The sequence below is a fragment of the Lacisediminihabitans profunda genome (genome assembly GCF_008040105.1).
Classification (GTDB): domain Bacteria; phylum Actinomycetota; class Actinomycetes; order Actinomycetales; family Microbacteriaceae; genus Lacisediminihabitans; species Lacisediminihabitans profunda.
In genome coordinates, this window is record NZ_VRMG01000008.1 from 347,751 (window position 1) to 363,846 (window position 16,096).

Consider the following 16,096-nt stretch of genomic DNA (forward strand, 5'->3'; position numbering starts at 1 on the left):
GTTCTCCGCGTGAGTCGCTCAGGTCTTCTCCGCCAACCACCGTGCGATTTCGGTGTGGTCCGCCGTCGCGGGCAGGTCCGCTGCGGCACGCTCCCATACCGCGACGGCATCAGCGCCCAGTTCGCCCGGAGCGCCTGCCTGCTCGGCCAGTTGCACGGCGATCTTCATGTCCTTGAGCATCAGCCGGAGTCCGAACCCCGAGTTATAGGTCTCTGGCAGAATGAAGTTCGGCCATTTGTTCTCGGTGGAGCCGCTTCGCCCACTCGATCCGTTGAAGATTGACAGCATGACCTCGGGGTCGAGGCCGAATTTCCGACCGGCGACAATCGCCTCACTGGTGACCAGGAGGTGAGTGGCCGAGAGGAGGTTATTGAGGGCCTTCACCGCGTGGCCGGAGCCGATCGAGCCAGCGCGCACGGGCTTGCCGAGCGCCTCGAACACCGGCCAGGCGCGAGCCACGTCCTCGTCAGACCCGCCGACCATAATCGTGAGCTTGCCGGTCTCGGCGCCCTTCACCCCTCCCGAGACGGGAGCATCGATCATCGGCACTCCGACCCGCGCGAGAGAATCGGCGAGTTCGCGCGTTTTCATTGGCTCCGACGAGCTCATGTCGATGATGAGCGTGCCGGGCGCAAGCGCCGCGATGAGCCCGGGGTCGCCCACAACGCTCGCGACGATCTGCGAGTTGGGGAGCATGAGAATGACGGCGTCCGCTCCTCGAGCGGCGGCCCCGAGAACCTCCGCCTCCGTCGCCCCGGCGGCCACCGCCGCCGCGCGCGCCTGCTCGACCACGTCGTATGCCTGCACCGCGAATCCCGCGTCGACGAGGCGTCGGGTCATCGGGCCGCCCATGTGGCCGAGCCCGATGAAGCCGATCGTGGTAATGGCTCCGCTCTCAGTCATTCTTCGCAGTCTCCTTGAGGATCTTGTCGGCGACCCGGAACGACTCGAGTGCCGCGGGCACGCCGACATAGATCGCGGTCTGCAGGAGCACTTCCTGGATCTCTGCCTCCGTTGCGCCGTTCGTGAGGGCACCGCGCACATGGACACCGAGCTCGTGGGAACGGTTGAGTGCGGTCAGCATTGCCAGGTTGAGGAGGCTGCGGGTCTTGCGCGGAAGGCCGTCGCTGCTCCACACGACACCCCAGCAGTATTCGGTCACGAGTTCCTGTATGGGCCGCGAGAACTCGCTTACCGCACCGAGTGATTTGTCGACGTGCGCCGCGCCAAGCACTTCCCGACGGACACGGAGCCCGTCTTCGTAGCTCTCGCTGTGGGTCTTGTCATTTGTCATTGCTAGTCCTCGTTGCTCGGTGTTGTTGTGTAGTCCGAGTCCGACACGGCGTCGGCCCACTGTGTGACGCCGAGCGAGATCGCCGTGTGCGTCATGAAGGAATCCGGTGCAGCCCCGTGCCAGTGTGTCTCCCCCGGTGGCACCCAGACGGTGTCGCCCGCACGGATCACCCTCACCGGCTCACCTTCGCTCTGGATGAGTCCCCGTCCGGCGAGCACCTGCAGGATCTGCCCCTGCTCGTGGTGGTGCCAGAAGGTGCGAGCCCCCGGTGTGAAATTGACCGTGTTGATGGTGACGCCGTCGGTCGCCGCCATGGTGAGGTACGGATACGCGGTCCCCGTGAACTGGGAACCCTTCTTGCCTGCGGTCCCCGCCTGCTTTTCCGAAGTGATGATGATCATGCTTCGACCTCTCCGTCGTAGAGGCGGATCCCGCCCGAGATGTCGCCGATCGCGTCGACGACGGTGTTGCTGATCTCATCGGCGTAGCCGAGCGCGCGGGCCAGACCGAAACTCGCCATCGGCCCCGCCGAGTTCAGACTCGCGACACCGAGCTGCGCGAGCAGGTCGGCGTAGAGCGTGACGTCCTTCATCATGAGCGTGTTGGTGAGGCCACCCTTGAGGTAGTCACCGGTGATGATCTTCGGGAAGCGGTTGATCGTGGCGAAGTTGACGCCAGAGCTCTTGTTGAAGACCTCGAGCACAGTGGCAAGGTCGAGCCCCGCCTTCTTCGCCGCGACCATGACCTCGGCGGTCGCCGAGAGGGCGACCGCGTTAAGGAAGTTGTTGAGCAGCTTCGTCGTGTGACCCGCGCCCGTCGCCCCGACGTAAAAGACGTTGGTGGTGAAGTAACCGAGCACGTCGCGCACCGAATTCAGGGCAGCCTCGCTGCCGCCGACCATAAGGGTCAATGTGCCCTTGTCTGCCGCCGCGGCACCGCCGGAGATTCCCGCGTCGATGAACTGCACGCCCTTCTCGGCGAACAGCGCGCTGATGCGACGGGTCGACTCCGGGGCCGAGGTGCTGAGGTCTACGACAACCTGGCCCGGCTTCGTGTGTGCGAGCAGTCCGTCGTCGCCGAGGACGACCGCCTCGACGACCCTGCTGTCGGGAAGCGACAGGAGGACGACATCCGACCCTTCCATAACGGCCGCAGCCGACGCTGCGGGGGTCGCCCCGACGGTGGCGATGTTCTCGGTCTTCGCGTCGAAGCCGAGCACCTCCTTGCCGGCGCGGAGGATGCAGGCGGTCATGCGGCCGCCCATGTTGCCGAGTCCGATGAATCCGATTCGTGTGTCGGTCATTTCTCCGTGTTCCAGTTCTTTCCGTACAGTGCCTCGTCGATCCCGGTTGGATCCCACGCGCCGGCCCCGCCCGCCGGGCGCACCGTGTTGACGATCGTCGCGCCACCGTCGGCGGAGACGATCTGACCCGTGACATACGCCGAGTCGTCGCTGAGAAGGAAGGCGGCGACACCAGCGATCTCGTCCGCTGTGCCCGCGCGGCGCAGGGGTGTTGTCGACGCCCGTTTCTCCATGTCGTTCTTGCCACCGGTAGCGGTGGCCGCAGACGCGAACAGCTCCGTCGGCACGATGCCGGGCGCGACGCCGTTGACCCGGATGCCGAGTGGTCCGCCGTAGACAGCCGCTCCGTGCACGAGCCCTACTACGGCGTGCTTCGAGGTCTGGTATGGCAAGAGGTCAGCACTACCGGTGAGGCTCGCGATGGACGCCGTCACCACGATCGTGCCCGAGCCGCCCTGGGTCCTGAACTGGCGGAAGGCCGCCCGCAAGCCGAGGAACTGTCCGCGCACGTTAACGTTCATCACCCGGTCGAAGTCGGCGACGCTGATGTCGGGCAGGGCGTCGAAGGTGCCGAAGATTCCCGCATTGAGGTGGTAGAGATCCACCCGCCCGAACCGTGCGACGGCCGCGGCCATGTAGGCGTCGACCTGGTCTTCTTCGGAGATGTCGGCCTTCACCGCGATCGACGCCGTCGGCAGCGATGCGGCAACGGCCGAAGCCTTCTCGCCATCAATGTCGACGACGACCACCTGGGCCCCCTCGGAGGCGAGGCGCTCGGCGGATGCGCGACCGAGGCCGCCGCCGGCGCCGGTCACGATCGCGATCTTGCCCGCGAACCGGTCGGAGATCACGAGAGTTTCCCGATGGTCGCAATGAGACCCGCGAACTCGCCGATCACTGGGGCGAATCGACCGAGAGTGTCCGCATCGTGGCCGGAGACCACATGCTGCACCTCGCCCGACCGCTCCATCTCGTGAATCGTGTCGAAGGCCGCATACATGTCGATCAGGTTCGCGACATAGGTGAACGGCCGGTCGGCCTCGTACTCCTCATAGAAGTGGATGGCGTCGCTCGCGAGCAACACCACCCCCTCGCTCGTCGACACCTTCACCACGCATTGCCCCGGGGTGTGGCCGCCTACCTGGACTATCTCGATTCCCGGCGCAACGGTGTGACCTCCGGAGATGAGCGTGAGGCGACCCTCGTCGTGCGCGCGACGGATGCCCTCAAGGTCCTCTTCCTCTATGGAATGGTGGAACTGCGTGCGCGCGGCGAACTTGCCAGTCCAGAAGTCGTACTCGTCCCGGGCGAGGAAGATTTCCGAGTTCGGAAAGTGATCGAGGTTGCCGGTGTGGTCGTAGTGGGCGTGGCTGATGATCACCTGGGGCGACGAAGCGGGGTCGATGCCGAGTGCGGAATAGGTCTCCGGCAGGTCGAGCAGGAAGGTTCGCTTGCGCGACTCGCCGCCGGCGCGCGAGAAGCCCGTGTCGACGATGACAGTGCGCATGTCGTTGCGGACCACCCAGGCGAAGTAGTCCATCTCAATCTCGGCGTCGGCTTCGCCATAGAGCGGGTAGTTGAGGAACACATCACTCTTCACGGTCGACCGCGTGCCGTGCCTGATGATGCTGACGACGTACTTCTCGCTGGTCTCCATGATCAGGCGAGCACCGTCGCGATGGCTCCTGCCGCCCCTTCCGCAGCGGGAAAACGGTCGCGAACACGGGCATCGTGGCCGGGGATGACGGTTGCGCCTGTCCTCTTCGCGAGCTCGTTGATGAAGCTGAGTCCGTGCTTCATCTCATCGAGGTCGGTGTAGGCGAAGAACGGCCACTCGTGCTCGACCTGCTCGTAGAAGTGAGCTGCATCGACGGTCATGATCAGGCCACCTCCCGCGGTCTCAACGCGGGTGAGCAGCTCGCCGGGGCAATGGCCGCCGACAGGGTAGACGGTTATGCCCGGGAACACCTCGGTCTCCTGGGAAATCAGTCGCAACCGGCCGTCCTTCTGCGCCGCGACGACCGGTGCGAGGTCATCCGGCGTCGAGAACTCCCCATCAAGTTGACCGGCGTCGAGCTTGCCGATCCAATAGTCCCACTCGCGCTGCCCCGAGATGACTGCGGCGTTGGCGAACAGCCCGAGGTAACCGATGTGGTCGTAGTGGAAGTGACTCGTGATGACGGCATCAACGTCGAGCGGGTCGATGCCCAAAATCTCGAGGCACTTCGGTGTCGGAGTGACGCTGATCTCGCCCAGCCAGTCGAACTTGGCAATGTCGTAGCCCGTATCGAGAAGGATGATCTTCCCACCGCTGCGGATGACCCAGAAGTTGTAGTCCATGTCGAGGTCGCCATCGGGCTGGCCGTACTGGGCGTAGTCGTGAAAGACGTCGCTCTTTCGCACCACCCGCTCCCCATATTTCACCGAGAGGACCGAGGTGAGGGTCTTGCTGTCGTTCTGGTTGGCCATGGCAACTCCTTCGTTTCCATACTCGAGCAGGCGTCACTTCGGCTCGAAAATCCGATGCGATTGACTGACTATATGATTGTCCTACAATAGTGCGCAAGTCCCCCGTGAGAATTCGGGCAGTTTCACGCGTCCGCCAACATTGTCCTTCACATTGGCTTGACATTGGAGTCGTCGACCCCCATACAATAAACGTGATTGTCCGACAATCATACCGTAATAACTTCAATGCCGAAGAGTCTGGCGACGGGCAAACGGTCAACAGCAGAAAATGGTGAATTTGCAATGAAGCGAATATTTTTGGCAGCGAGCATCGTGGCGGTGTCCGCGCTTGCGCTGACCGCCTGTGCGTCCGGCGGCTCCGGCTCCACCTCCGCCGGCACGATACTCATCGGCGGCATCGCCGGTACGACAGGCGCCTACGGCTCGACCGGTCAGGCCGTCGTCAACGGCACCCAGATGGCCATCGACGAGATCAACGCCAAGGGTGGCGTGATCGGCAAGAAGCTAAAGTTCGAGGCACACGACGACGGCGCATCCGCGACCACCTCCTCGCAGCTCTTCAACAAGCTGGTCAGCGAGGGCGCCATCGCCATCGTCGGGTCGCCGGACACGGGGCCGACCACGGCGTCGCTCTCGAGCCAAAAGAAGATCCCCGTCATCGGCGCCGTGGACGATGGAGGCCTGACCGTGTATCCCGACGGCCCCGACAAGCCGCCGTTCCCGTACGCGTTCAGCACGAGCCTCAATACCTTCGCGTGGGGTGGCGCCGTGGCGGACTATGCGCTGAAGAACTGCAAGGGCCTCGCGGTGCTGCATGATCCGAGCAGCTACGGGCTCGGTGGACTGGCCGGTATCAAGCTGGTCTTCGATGCCAAGGGCAAGAAACTGGCGCTTGAAGATGCGATCACCGAGAACTGGTCGACGGGAGCAACGGTCGGGCTGAAGTCGGAGATCGACAAGATCACGGCCTCCGGTGCCGACTGCGTCGATGTATGGCTTACGCCTCAGGACCAGGCCTCGTTCGTGCAGGAGGCCAAAAGCCTCGGTGCGAATTTCACCTTCCTCGGCAACGACGAGACATCGGCGGACTCGACATTCTCCGACCTTGCCAAGGACCAGGCGGACGGCATGATCTCGGCGCTCCTCAGCACCGAGGTGCACCCCACCGACGCGCTCAAGACTTTCCAGACGAAATACAAGGCCAAGTTCAACAAGGACTCGACGCCGTTCGCGGAGTTGAGCTACGACGCGATCTACATGCTTAAGCAGGCGATCGAAAAGGGCAAGTCGACCAACGCGCAGAGCCTGCAGAACCAGCTCAACAGCATCACCGACTATGACGGTTTGACCGGGAAGCTGACGTTCACCGAACAGCAGCACACCACGATCAACAAGGACCAGCTGACGCTAGTGAAGTTCAGCACCACGTCAAAATCGTGGGAACCGCTCGGCTAGAAGTTGCCCGAGAGCCGCGCTCGGCCAGAGGCTGCTCTGGCCGAGCGCGGTGTCCCGCCGCGTTGTGCGGCATCGCGCTCCAAGAAGAAGGAAAGAAATGCTCCAGGTACTCCTGAGCGGCTTGTCGATCGGTGCCGTTTACGGGCTCGTTGCTATGGCGTTCGCCGTCGTTTTCTACGTCACACGGGTGATCAACTTCGCCACCGGCCAACTTCTCATGGTGGCGATCATGCTGACTGCCGGTCTCAGCAAGGCCGGTTTGCCCGACTGGCTGTCGATCTCGGTGGGGCTCACGGCCTCGACCGCGGCGGGTGTGGTCATCTATTTCGTGGCCGTGCGTCCCGTCCTGCGCTTTGACCGGTTCAGCTTTGCCTGGCTCGTCAGCACCCTCGGGGTCGCAATTGTGCTCCAGTCCGCGGCGGCGATCATCTACGGCCCGACGTCGCAGGGATTCCCCAAACTCCTCAACCGTGACAACCTCGTGATAGGCGGCGCCTCCATTACCCTCCAGGAACTGCTCGCCATAATCGTCGCCGTGGTCGCCGTGGTCGGATTCGAGATCTTCCGTCGTCGCACCCTCTTCGGCAAGGTCGGAATGGCCATCTCCTCCGATCCCGAGATGGCGTCGGCCATCGGCGCAAGGGTCACGGCCTATGCAGTCGCCGCCTTCGCGATCGGCGGCCTGCTCGCCGGTGCCGCTGGTGTGCTGATCGGCCCTATCACCTACGCCAACCCGTATCTCGGTGACACCTACGGCATCACCGGGTTCGTCGCTCTCATGATCGGAGGGATCGAGCGGCCAGCCGCCGCAATGGGCGGCGGCCTCGTGCTCGGCGTGCTCTCAGTGGGCGCCAACACGTTCATTGGGTCGCAGGCATCCGACTGGTTCCCGTTCGTCGTCGTAGTGGTCGTTCTCCTGCTCGCGCCCCATGGTCTCTTCGCGTCGGGCGATGCCCTCAAGAGACTGGCCTCCGGCATAGGACGCCGCACTGCGACGCTGAAGGGAGCGAACTGATGAGCACATTCCTCGCACGACAAAGTCCCCGTTCGCGCCGAGTGACCATCGGAATGGTCGTCCTCCTCGTCGCCTACCTCGCGTCGACCTTCGGCGTCGCCAATGGCTCTTACGGCACTCAGTCCCTGGTGCTCGTGGCCGCGATCTTCGCTATCCTCGCCCTCAGCCTCGACCTCGTCGCCGGCGTGACGGGCCTCTACTCTCTCGGCCACGCCGGGCTCTTCGCGCTTGGCGCCTATTCGACCACGCTGCTCAACTCCAAGTTCGGTTGGAACCTCTTCCTGTTGTTGCCGCTCTCGATCGCCGGGGTCGGGATCGTCGGGCTCGTCCTCGGCTTCCTGTCGCTCCGCGTCAGCGGCCTCTACTTCGCGATCACGACCTTCATCTTCACGCTGGTCGTCGTCGTGCTGCTCAGCGACTTCAGCTTCACCGGTGGACTTCAAGGCATCGCGGGGCCCGTGTTCCCGGATTTCCCGCCGGGACTCGCGTTCCTCGGTTCCTCGGTGGCCTGGTGCGTCGGTCTCTCCCTGCTCGTCACCATCGTCATCATCTGGAGCATCCGCAGCTCCCCGCTCTACCCGGTGCTGCTCGCCATTCGCGACGCCGAACCGTTTGCTGCCGCCGCGGGGGTCCGCACCTCCGTGATGAAGGTGGGTATCTTCGGGCTCTCCGCGTCGCTGGCGGGCCTCGCCGGCTGGGCGTTCTCGTTCCTCGGCTTCATCTCACCTGGCCAATTCAGCTGGACAGTGTCGGTGAACATCCTCGTGATGGTCATTCTCGGTGGGATAAACACGCGCCTCGGTCCAATCATCGGCGCAGCGTTCGTCAGCGCATTCCCGGTAGTCGTGTCCATCGATCCCTTCCTCCAAGAAGTGATATTCGGACTCATCTTCGTGGTCGTGATCGTGTTCTTCCCGCAAGGTTTCATGGGCCTCGTCGGCAGTCTGGCACGACGGATCCGCGCGCGATTTCGTCCGACTGCGGTGGTTGTCGAAGCCGTCGAGGATGACGCATCAACCCCCATCGCCTACGCCCACCTCGCTCCCCAGGAAGCCGTCAGCACAACACGCGCCTTGCCTGCCGTCGACGAGGTGGCTTTGGCCGCAAAGAACATCGTCTTCGGCTACAACCGAGGCGTGCTCGCCCTCAACAACGTTGACATGGTGGTCAAGCGCGGAAACATCCACGGCCTGATTGGCCCCAACGGGTCGGGCAAGAGCACGCTCGTCAACCTCATGTCAGGGCGGATGTCACCGAACTCGGGAACTATCACCGCTGACGGTGTGCGGATCGAGAGGCTGCGCGCACCCGCACGAGCTAGGCGCGGCGTCATGCGCACCTTCCAATCTGCTGTGCTCGTCCGCGAACTGACCGCCCAGGAGAACGTGGGAATCGGACTCTACAGTCGCTTCCCCGGGATTGCGGCTCGATCGCCCATCTGGCCCCTGCTGATGGGAGCCCGCCGGGATTCGCGCGCGATCGCGCAGAAGTCGATCGCGGCACTCACCTCGGTCGGGCTCTCCTCGGGGTGGGCGACCACTCGTGTGGCCGACGTGCCGCACGGAGTCGAGCAGCTCACACAACTTGCCGCGGCCTGCATCGCTGAGCCGTCGATCCTCATCCTGGATGAGCCGCTCGCCGGCCTCTCGTCGGGCGAGGTCGAGCAGGTGTCGGAAATCCTGCGCGGCCTTAAACGAGCAGGAGTCACGGTTATCGTCGTGGAGCATCAGACACGGTTCATCTTCGAGATGTGCGATGAGGTCACGGTTCTCGCCGCAGGCGAACTGGTCACGACCGGAACGGCCGCCGACGTGCGGGCGAATGAACGAGTACGAGAGGTGTACCTAGGACAGTGAGCGACACCGTGCAAGCACTAGATATCGCCGGCCTGAGCGCCGGCTACGGACGCTACGACGTCATCCACGACATCAGCCTCCGCGTGGAACGCGGCGAGGCGGTCGCGCTGCTTGGCCCCAACGGCGCGGGGAAGACCACTGTCCTCCGCGCCATCATGGGCATGATCAAGCAGCGCCGCGGGCAGATCTCGGTGCTCGGAACCGACGTCTCGAGAATGCCGGTACACCTCATCGCGCGCGGCCACGTCGCTCTCGTGCCCGAGGGTCGCCGACTCTTCCTCGACCAGTCAGTCGAAGACAACCTGCGTCTGGGCGGCCTTCACCTCCGTCGCGACCACGAGCGCACCGAGCGGCTGCTCGAGTCGGTGTTCGAGCTCTTTCCCGTCGTCGAACGCTACCGTTCGCGACCGGCCACGGCACTCAGCGGCGGCGAACAACAGATGGTCGCGATCGGCAGGATGATGATGAGCGACCCCGACCTCATGCTTCTCGACGAGCCGTCACTCGGTCTCGCTCCCCTCGCAATCGAAGATATGGCGCAGGCCCTCATCACGCTACGTGAACGCGGTCGCTCCATCCTTCTCGTCGAACAACGCGTCGACCTTGCACTCCAGGTCTGCGACCGCATCTATGTGCTCAGCGGCGGCAGGATTGTCGAGGAAGGCAATTCAGAGAACGTGAACGCCGACGGGCGCGCCCTGATCGACGCTTATTTGGGCTAGCCATGCACCGCAGTTCCAGAAACGGGACAATCTACTCTGCCGGGCTTCCGCGCAGAGCTTGCGCGACGGAATGTCGCTGAATCGGTTCTCCGACCGGGACCGGCGTGGATCGACGCACACTTCGGCTCGTCCTGGATTGTGGCACCGTGAATGAGGATGTCCGGCGAGGCTCCAGTGCACGCGGCCGGCGAGGATGCGTGAGACTGTCGGCTGATTTCGGAAGTTCTCGGTGGGAACGGCATTCAACTCGACTACGAAGTGGCGCACTATGTCACGGCTGCCGAAGCCGTCTGACCTTCGACGGCACATTCGATATGAACACTCTCTTCGTCGGAGGTGCCATCACTGGGATCCAAGCGTTCCTGTTACCCCGGACACGGCGTCTTTCCGCCACCGGCGGAGCGTTCAGATGAGTCTGTTTCGCTGGGTTTTCTCCCCACGAAGAGCCTGGGTTATTGCATGAGCATGCTCTAGTAGCAACCTGCCGAGCTCAGCGCGCCGCTCGGTTGCGAATCGGAATTCGACGCCGGTGATGCTCAGCGCCCAGGCCGGCAGGCCGCGACCGTCGAAGATCGCCGCGCCCATTCCCCAGCTGCCCTCCAGGACTAGTCCGGGGTTCAACGCCCAGCCGGTGCGCCGAGTGAGCGCTAGGCGTTCACGAACGACGGTGGATGAATGCGCCGCACCGCGCTCGACCTCCAGGTGACGCCGGTCGAGGTATTCGGTGATCTCGTTCTCGGGCAGGTAGGCGAGGATCGCTATCCCGGCTGAGGCCACTCCGAGAGGAAAACGCACACCCTCAAAGAGCACGAAGGAGCGAAGTGGAAAGCTCCCGTCTTCTCGAAGCAGGCAGACAGTCTCGTCGCCGCGGCGCGCCGACAGGAATGCGCTCTCGCCGGTCTCTCGCGCGAGGGCCTGGACCCTGGGCGCGGCGACCGTCGTGATGTCGTAGCGCGCGGCCGCGACAGACCCCATTAGGTACAACTCCGGGCCGAGAACCCAGGTACCAAGAAGTTCGTCCCTGTCCACAAATCCCTCGGCGGCAAGTGAGACGAGCAAACGGTGGACAGTGGGTCTCGTCAGGACCGCCTGGCGGGCCAGCGCGGCCGTCGTGATACCTCGCGGTGCGGACTCACTGACCAGGCGAAGCACGAGAGCTACTCGCGAAACCACCTGGGCTCCCTGGACGGCCATCTAGGCCGCACTGAAGTAAGGAGGCTCCATCATGTGGACATTCTACGGCGACCACATCACATCGCGGTCTACATTTCGCATGAGGTCAATGCTGCGCTGTACTAGAGAGCGCCCATTCTGTGGACGTCGACACGAAGGAGAGCGAATGACAACCCTTTCTGAGCCCGCTGCCGAGGCGGTGGCCAGCACCGCGCGCGACGATACTACGAGCGTCGTCATTGCGTCTTTTGCGCGAACCCCTTTTGCGAGATACGCCGGCGTCTTCAGCACCGTCCCCGCCACGGTGCTCGGCGCTCACGCGACGGCCGCGGCCCTCGACCGTGCTGGCGTGACCGGCGATGAGGTCGACCGCGTTGTGGTCGGCCAGGTGATCCAAGCCGGGGCAGGACAGAACCCGGCACGTCAGACATCGGTGGGAGGAGGCATCCCGTTCACCGTTCCGGCCATCACCGTCAATGCTGTGTGCCTCTCGGGCATGGAAGCAATCTCGGCCGGTGTTCGCCTCATCGAAAGCGGAGAAGCGGACATCGTCGTCGCTGTCGGCCAGGAGTCGATGTCCCTCGCGCCGCACGCCACCACCGGCGCACGGTCCGGCACGAAATACGGCGCAATCGAATTGCTCGACACGCTCGAGGTCGACGGCCTCTCCGACGCGTTCGAACACCGGTCGATGGGCGCTTCGACCGAATCGCAGAACGCACCGCTCGGAATCAATCGCGAAGACCAGGACGCCTGGGCCGCACGATCCCATCGGACCCTCGCCGAATCGCAGGAATTCCTCGCCGGCGAAATCGTGCCGTTCACGGTCCAAGGCCGCAAGCCCGTCACACTCTCCGTCGACGACGGCCTCCGGGTCGAGACTACGGTCGAGACCCTGGCGAAGCTGCGACCGGCGTTCGGCAGTGACGGCACCATCACCGCCGGCACCGCCTCCCAGTTGACCGATGGCGCGGCCGCCGTCGTGCTGATGCGCGAGTCCCTCGCTGTCAAACGCGGCATCACGGCTCTCGCGCGCATCGTGTCCACCGCTTTCGTCGCCGGCCCCGACGTATACCTGCACGCCCAACCGTCGAACGCGATCGCCGCCGCCCTCGCGAAGTCCTCATTCGAGACCGCCGATCTTGCCGCGGTCGAGATCAACGAGGCCTTCGCTGCGGTCGCCATTCACTCGGTACGGCAACTCGGCGTCGACGAGTCGATCGTTAACTCCCATGGCGGCGCGATCGCCCTCGGGCACCCGATCGGGGCATCCGGAACCCGCATCGTCGGACATCTCGCCCGTCGAGTCCAACGGCTCGGGAAAGGCTCGATCGGCGCGGCCGGCATCTGCGGCGGCGGCGGACAGGGGTCGGCAATCATAATCGAAGCGCTCTAGTCGGAGGAGCCCTAGGCGTCCCAGCTGTTCCGGTCACGGGCCAGTGGTCGCACGGTCGGCCGAATCGTAGGCGCGCGCGGCGCGCTCCCAACCCTCGCGACCCAGGCGCATGCGCAGCTCACGGCGCCGCCCTCGGCGTCGCGGCCACGGTGACCGTCGCCATTGCCAACGGCTGGCCGAGGGCAGCGGGGCTATCCCCCGCGCTACGGGCCGCCCGGACCCCACCAACCGCCGCGACCGGGTGATGTCAGAGCTGACCGAAACGGCAGTGCCGATGCGGCCGGTCCACATCATCGCCCCGGAAGAGACGATCGACCGGCTCGCTCTGCTCCGCGAACGCCGGGACGACCTCGTGAAGAAGGCTCCGCCCCGGCCGACCTGACCGAGGCGGAGCCTTCTTCCTGGTATCGCTCGAGCCATCGGCACGAGCAGTTCTTTACCTAGCCGGCGAGCCAGGCGTTGAGCTTCTGCGTAGCCAGAGTGAAGTTCTTCGTGTACCAGGCGACGTCCTGCAGCACCGTCGTCCCCGGGTTCACGGTCTTGTTGTAGACCTGCAGTTTCTTCGCGTTGGCCGACAGCACGGGCTTTGTCGCGAGGTTGACCGGCGCGACACCGAGCGTCTCCGAGATTCCCGTGACGGCGGCCGGGTTCGCGACGGCGCTGGCAAGGAACGCTTCGGCCGCCTTCGCCTTCGGGTCGCCCTTCGGCACCGCGAACGCGTTGATGGATGCGACGGTCTTGTCCCACACGATGGTGATCTTCGTGCCGCTGTCGAGCAGCGGTACGTCGCGGGAGTCGGCGAGCATGAACATGTCCACCTGGCCGGATGCGACATCCTGTTGCAGCACGCCGACGTTGGGCGCGAAGATGGTGTCGTTCCGGATGCTGTCGAGCTTCTTGAGCGATCGGTCGATATCGAGCGGGTAGAGCTTGTCGGGCTTCACCCCGTCGGCCAGCAGCGGGTATTCGAGGATGCCGTTCTGAAGGTTGGTGAGCATGCCCCGTTTGCCGGGGAACTTCTTGGTGTTGAAGAAGTCGGCGAGCGTCTTGGGGGCCTTGCTCGGGTCGGGGAAGGCATCCGTGCGGTAGGCGAACGGGCTGGCGTTGATGAAGTTGCCGATGTAGCACTTGCCCACGGTCTGCGGTACGAGGTTCTTCTGGTCGACGCTGGAAAGATCGAGCGGCTCGAAGATGGTGCCGCAGCCTTGCTGTGCTGCGGCGGGCGACGTCGCAACGATGTCCTGCTGGATCGATCCGGCCTGCACCTGCGCCTGCACCTGCGCGACGTCGGGCGGCGAGGTGTTGACGAAAGTCACGTTGGGGTGCTGCGCCATGTACGGCTGCTGGTAGTACTTGATCATCGCGTCTTGGCCCACGCCGCCGTACCCGACGAAGGTGAGGCTCACGGGCGCGGTGTCCTCTGCCGATCCGCTGGAGCTGGCGGATGGGCTCGCCGTTCCTCCGCCGGCGGAGCACCCTGCGAGGAGTAATGCTGCCGCGGTGATACTGACGCCTGCAAGAGCAATTCTGGATCGTGACACCGATGTCATCCTTCCGTCTGAATACCCGACTTCACCGTCGGGCAGGTGTTCGTAATGCGTCTGTGCAATACATTATGTGAACATTAGCCAGACTCGGCCCCGGTTTACAAGGGTGCAGTCGTCATTTGTTATCAATTTGTGTTCGAATTACCGCAGGGCCTGTTCACAATACGAACAGATGCGGAGAGGCGTCAGGCGCCGATCATGCTGCTGAGGTGCTCGGCAGCGGCGCGCAATGTCTCCACGCGCTCCTCCGAGCCCTGACCGGGCGCGAGCACCGCCGTCGTTCCGAGAATGCCCATGGCGGCCTGCACATCGCGGCCGCCGAACACCGGTGCGGCCACCGATGCCAGTCCGATGCGGCCGAGATCGGCCCAGGCGATGCCGTTGCGGCGCACCTTGGCCAATTCCTCCTGCTCGGCCCGCGCCTCTGAGGGCGAGAGATTCGCGTGCAGCCGAGCGGCGACATCCGGATTGACCTGGTAGGCGAGCAGAGCGCGGGATTGCGCTGCCTTGAGTTCGAGAACGGTGCCGACATGCACGGTCAGCACGATCGTGCCCTCGTTCGCCTCCTCGACCAGAGTGACGATCGCACCCGACCGGCCGAGAAAACTCAGCACCGTCGTCAGGCCAGTGCTGTCGGCCACCTGGCGCATGATGGTCGGGGCGAGGGTCAGGATCTCCTGGCGCTCCGAGACCAGTGCGGAGACCTGGTCGAACAATGGACCGGGTCCGAAGCTCGCGTTGAGGAATCCGGTCGCCTGCAGCGACTGCAGGTAGCGGTATGCGGTCGTGCGGTTGAGCCCCAGACGCTCTGCGACGAACGCCGGGCGAAGCACTCGCGTCTCCTGGTTGAGCAGGGAGAGGATGTTGGCGGCCCGCTCGATCGACTGGATTGTGCCGTGCTCGTTGTCCGACAGGGAGACGGCGGCATCTTCCACACCCTGCTGGATCGAATCGCTATTCATGCTATGAACAGTAACGCCCCGGTGCCCGACGCGTCGCCGGGACTCGGCCAACGGGCCGGTCGGGGCATATAATGAACATCAGATACACAATCCGAACAGATCGAGAAGCTGAGGACAGAACTATGGCCAATGAGGCAACGACGCCCGGCGCTCCGCTCGCAGGCAAAGTAGTGCTCGTCGTCGGCGCGAGCGCAGGCATCGGTGCCGATGCCGCACGCGTGTTCGCCCGAGACGGAGCATCCGTCATGCTTGCCGCACGGACCGAAGGGCCGCTCGCCGCCATCGCGGACGAACTCACCGCCGCAGGGCATGACGTGGGGTACGTGCTCGGCGACGTCAGCGCCGCCGCCGACGTTGCCCGCATCGTGGACGCCGTCGTCGAACGGTTCGGGCGACTCGACGGAGCCTTCAACAATGCGGGCCTCACGCAGTCCGGCCGACTCGACGAGGTCAGCGAAGCCGACTTCGACCGCATCATGGCCGTGAATGTGAAAGGCGTCTGGCTCTGCCTACGGGAAGAGCTGCGGGTGATGCGCCCCCAGGGCTCCGGGTCGATCGTCAACGTCAGCAGCATCGGCGGAATCCGAGGCAGCTCGGGACTCGGTGCGTACCAGGCGACGAAGCACGCGGTGATCGGCCTCACCAGAACGGCGGCACACGACAACGGGCCGCTCGGCATCCGCGTGAACGTCATCGCCCCGGGGCCGACCGAGACGCCCATGCTCGACGAGACTCGCCTGGCGATCCCTGGCGGTGTGGAAGCGCGCATCGCTGCGACGCCGCTACGCAAGGTCGGAACGGGCAGGGAGGTCGGCGACGCTGCAGCCTGGCTGCTGAGCGACCGGGCGAGCCACATCAGCGGCGTCGTGCTGCCGGTGGACGGCGGGTACAGCGCGTAGCCTCG

General features: G+C 64.5%; 17 protein-coding genes. 7 read left to right on the forward strand and 10 right to left on the reverse strand.

Features of this window, described 5'->3' with window-relative positions; all coding sequences use genetic code 11:
- Window positions 1–18: 18 nt before the first annotated feature.
- The 7 genes from FVP33_RS12565 to FVP33_RS12595 are packed head-to-tail and all read right to left on the reverse strand — an operon-like array spanning window position 19 to window position 5,066.
- The gene (locus tag FVP33_RS12565; RefSeq protein ID WP_147784000.1) at window positions 19–903 is read right to left on the reverse strand and encodes an NAD(P)-dependent oxidoreductase; all 885 of its coding nucleotides are present in this window, start codon (window positions 901–903) and stop codon (window positions 19–21) included.
- The gene (locus tag FVP33_RS12570) at window positions 896–1,294 is read right to left on the reverse strand and encodes a carboxymuconolactone decarboxylase family protein (protein WP_147784001.1); all 399 of its coding nucleotides are present in this window, start codon (window positions 1,292–1,294) and stop codon (window positions 896–898) included. The genes FVP33_RS12565 and FVP33_RS12570 overlap by 8 nt, the downstream gene beginning before the upstream one ends.
- Window positions 1,295–1,296: 2 nt before the next feature.
- Window positions 1,297–1,695, reverse strand: coding sequence for a cupin domain-containing protein (locus FVP33_RS12575; RefSeq protein WP_147784002.1), 399 nt, complete (start codon window positions 1,693–1,695; stop codon window positions 1,297–1,299).
- Complete coding sequence (locus FVP33_RS12580; RefSeq protein ID WP_147784003.1) at window positions 1,692–2,597, reverse strand: NAD(P)-dependent oxidoreductase; 906 nt, start codon at window positions 2,595–2,597, stop codon at window positions 1,692–1,694. The genes FVP33_RS12575 and FVP33_RS12580 overlap by 4 nt, the downstream gene beginning before the upstream one ends.
- On the reverse strand, window positions 2,594–3,448 hold the full coding sequence (locus FVP33_RS12585; protein WP_147784004.1) for an SDR family NAD(P)-dependent oxidoreductase: 855 nt from the start codon (window positions 3,446–3,448) through the stop codon (window positions 2,594–2,596). Before FVP33_RS12585 ends, FVP33_RS12580 begins: the two co-directional genes overlap by 4 nt.
- Complete coding sequence (locus tag FVP33_RS12590; RefSeq protein WP_147784005.1) at window positions 3,445–4,254, reverse strand: N-acyl homoserine lactonase family protein; 810 nt, start codon at window positions 4,252–4,254, stop codon at window positions 3,445–3,447. The genes FVP33_RS12585 and FVP33_RS12590 overlap by 4 nt, the downstream gene beginning before the upstream one ends.
- A 2-nt stretch (window positions 4,255–4,256) precedes the next feature.
- Entirely contained in the window at window positions 4,257–5,066 is an 810-nt protein-coding gene (locus tag FVP33_RS12595; protein ID WP_147784006.1) for an N-acyl homoserine lactonase family protein, read from the reverse strand.
- A 225-nt stretch (window positions 5,067–5,291) separates the two neighbouring features.
- On the opposite strand from FVP33_RS12595, the gene FVP33_RS12600 reads away from it, so the two are divergent.
- From FVP33_RS12600 to FVP33_RS12615, 4 genes are all read left to right on the forward strand, one after another.
- Entirely contained in the window at window positions 5,292–6,521 is a 1,230-nt protein-coding gene (locus FVP33_RS12600; RefSeq protein WP_147784007.1) for an ABC transporter substrate-binding protein, read from the forward strand.
- Between the two features lie 97 nt (window positions 6,522–6,618).
- Window positions 6,619–7,536, forward strand: coding sequence for a branched-chain amino acid ABC transporter permease (locus tag FVP33_RS12605; protein WP_147784008.1), 918 nt, complete (start codon window positions 6,619–6,621; stop codon window positions 7,534–7,536).
- Window positions 7,536–9,392 (forward strand): branched-chain amino acid ABC transporter ATP-binding protein/permease, encoded by a 1,857-nt coding sequence (locus FVP33_RS12610; protein ID WP_147784009.1) that lies wholly within the window; start codon window positions 7,536–7,538, stop codon window positions 9,390–9,392. Before FVP33_RS12605 ends, FVP33_RS12610 begins: the two co-directional genes overlap by 1 nt.
- Window positions 9,389–10,114, forward strand: coding sequence for an ABC transporter ATP-binding protein (locus tag FVP33_RS12615; RefSeq protein WP_246142319.1), 726 nt, complete (start codon window positions 9,389–9,391; stop codon window positions 10,112–10,114). Before FVP33_RS12610 ends, FVP33_RS12615 begins: the two co-directional genes overlap by 4 nt.
- 405 nt (window positions 10,115–10,519) lie before the next feature.
- Here FVP33_RS12615 and FVP33_RS12620 read toward each other — a convergent pair whose 3' ends face one another.
- Window positions 10,520–11,308, reverse strand: coding sequence for an IclR family transcriptional regulator (locus tag FVP33_RS12620; RefSeq protein ID WP_147784010.1), 789 nt, complete (start codon window positions 11,306–11,308; stop codon window positions 10,520–10,522).
- A gap of 145 nt (window positions 11,309–11,453) precedes the next feature.
- Between FVP33_RS12620 and FVP33_RS12625 the strand changes: the two genes are divergently transcribed.
- Window positions 11,454–12,683, forward strand: coding sequence for an acetyl-CoA C-acyltransferase (locus FVP33_RS12625; RefSeq protein ID WP_147784011.1), 1,230 nt, complete (start codon window positions 11,454–11,456; stop codon window positions 12,681–12,683).
- Window positions 12,684–12,927: 244 nt separating this feature from the next.
- Window positions 12,928–13,065 carry a hypothetical protein gene (locus FVP33_RS19535; RefSeq protein WP_187270697.1) on the forward strand — a complete coding sequence of 46 codons (138 nt, stop codon included), beginning with the start codon at window positions 12,928–12,930 and terminating at the stop codon, window positions 13,063–13,065.
- 58 nt (window positions 13,066–13,123) lie between these two features.
- Here FVP33_RS19535 and FVP33_RS12630 read toward each other — a convergent pair whose 3' ends face one another.
- Together FVP33_RS12630 and FVP33_RS12635 are read right to left on the reverse strand one after the other, a co-directional pair.
- A complete protein-coding gene (locus FVP33_RS12630) occupies window positions 13,124–14,224 on the reverse strand; it encodes an extracellular solute-binding protein (protein ID WP_187270698.1) in 1,101 nt (366 codons plus the stop codon).
- A 191-nt stretch (window positions 14,225–14,415) separates the two neighbouring features.
- Window positions 14,416–15,192 (reverse strand): IclR family transcriptional regulator, encoded by a 777-nt coding sequence (locus FVP33_RS12635; protein ID WP_147784013.1) that lies wholly within the window; start codon window positions 15,190–15,192, stop codon window positions 14,416–14,418.
- A 122-nt stretch (window positions 15,193–15,314) separates the two neighbouring features.
- On the opposite strand from FVP33_RS12635, the gene FVP33_RS12640 reads away from it, so the two are divergent.
- Window positions 15,315–16,091 carry an SDR family NAD(P)-dependent oxidoreductase gene (locus FVP33_RS12640; protein WP_147784014.1) on the forward strand — a complete coding sequence of 259 codons (777 nt, stop codon included), beginning with the start codon at window positions 15,315–15,317 and terminating at the stop codon, window positions 16,089–16,091.
- The last annotated feature ends 5 nt before the right edge of the window (window positions 16,092–16,096 follow it).